This window comes from Geodermatophilus sp. SYSU D01176 (assembly GCF_054050015.1).
This window is the reverse complement of sequence record NZ_JBJGYN010000110.1, coordinates 1-1,796: the sequence shown is the minus strand read 5'-3', so window position 1 is coordinate 1,796 and position 1,796 is coordinate 1. Positions and strand designations below refer to the sequence as shown.

The 1,796-nt window shown below is 71.4% G+C and carries 1 protein-coding gene; it reads left to right on the top strand.

What is annotated here, in order from left to right; all coding sequences use genetic code 11:
* Positions 1–5: 5 nt before the first annotated feature.
* The coding region (locus ACI78Z_RS24935) for a BCCT family transporter (RefSeq protein WP_457039224.1) at positions 6–1,796 on the top strand (1,791 nt) is incomplete at its 3' end.

The window sequence follows — 1,796 nt, the reverse complement described above, 5'->3', positions numbered from 1 at the left end:
CGGATGTGTCGGTGAGTGGGACGCATCCGGCGATCGCGGAGCCGCCGCCGTGTGTTGCGGATCGGCACTGGGCGGTGGATCGGGTGTTGTTCGCGATCGCTGCGGTGATGGCGTTGGGGTTCGTGGTGTGGGGTTTTGCCAGCCCGACGGGGTTGGGCAGCGTGAGTGGTTCGGTGCTGGGTTGGGTGACGGGCAATCTGGGTTGGTTGTTCGTGCTGTTGGCGTCGGCGTTCGTGGTGTACGTGATCTGGTTGGCGGCGGGGCGGTACGGGCGGATTCCGCTGGGCCGGGACGATGAGCGGCCGGAGTTCCGCACGATCTCGTGGATCGCGATGATGTTCAGCGCGGGCATGGGCATCGGGTTGATGTTCTTCGGGGTGGCCGAGCCGCTGTCGCACTTCGTCGCCCCGCCGCCGTTGACCACCGAGGCGGAGTCGGCGCAGGCGATCAAGACGGCGATGGCGACCACGCTGTTCCACTGGACGCTGCATCCGTGGGCGATGTACGCGGTGGTGGGGCTGGCGATCGCCTACGGCACGTTCCGGCGGGGGCGGCGGCAGCTGATCAGCTCGGCGTTCATTCCGCTGCTGGGGGAGCGGCGGGCCTCGGGGCCGGCCGGGCGGGCGATCGACGTGCTGGCCATCTTCGCCACGCTGTTCGGGTCGGCGGCCTCACTGGGGCTGGGGGCGCTGCAGATCGGCAGCGGGTTGGAGCTGCTGGGCTGGGCCGGGGAGCTGGGCAACGGTGTGCTGGTGGCGGTCATCGCGGTGCTGACCGCGGCGTTCGTGGCCTCGGCGGTGTCCGGGATCGCCCGCGGGATCCAGTGGTTGTCCAACACCAACATGGTGCTGGCGCTGCTGCTGGCGGTGTTCGTGTTCGTCGCCGGTCCGACGGTGTTCATCCTCAATCTGGTGCCCGACGCGGTGGGCAGCTACTTCTCCGATCTGGGCGAGATGGCCGCGCGCACCGAGGCCACCGGTGGGGATGCGATGGCGGCGTGGCTGCGCGGCTGGACGGTGTTCTACTGGGCCTGGTGGATCTCCTGGACGCCGTTCGTCGGGTTGTTCATCGCCCGGATCAGCCGGGGCCGGACCATCCGGCAGTTCGTCACCGGGGTGCTGCTGGTGCCCAGCCTGGTGAGCCTGCTGTGGTTCGCGGTGTTCGGGGGGGCGGGGATCGCCGCTCAGCGCGGCGGGGTGGACGTCGCCGGGCAGGGCACCACCGAGGGGCAGCTGTTCGCGGTGCTGGGGCAGTATCCGCTGGCCACCGCCGCGACGGTGCTGGTGATGCTGCTGGTGGCGATCTTCTTCGTGTCCGGGGCGGACGCGGCGTCGATCGTGATGGGGTCGCTGTCCCAGCGCGGCACGCTGGAGCCCAGCCGCTCGGTGGTGGTGTTCTGGGGTGTGGTGATGGGCTCGGTGGCGGCGATCATGCTGCTGCTGGGCGAGGACGGGGCGGCGCTGACCGGGCTGCAGAACCTGACCATCATCGCGGCGCTGCCGTTCGCGTTGGTGATGGCGGCGATGGCGGTGAGCCTGGTGCGGGACCTGCGCCGGGATCCGATCGTGCTGCGCGGGAACTACGCCACGGTGGCGATCGAGCAGGCCGTCGTGGACGGGATCAGCCGGCACGGCGACGACTTCGTCCTGGTCGTGGAGCCCGCCCCCAGCGCCGGTGCGCCCGGCGCCGCGGCCGGGGCGCAGGCCCCGGGGCGGCCCGAGCCGGACGGCCGGGTGCCGGCCGGCCCCGGCGGCAACCACCGGACCCCGGTGACCGGCCTGACCGTTCCTCCGCAG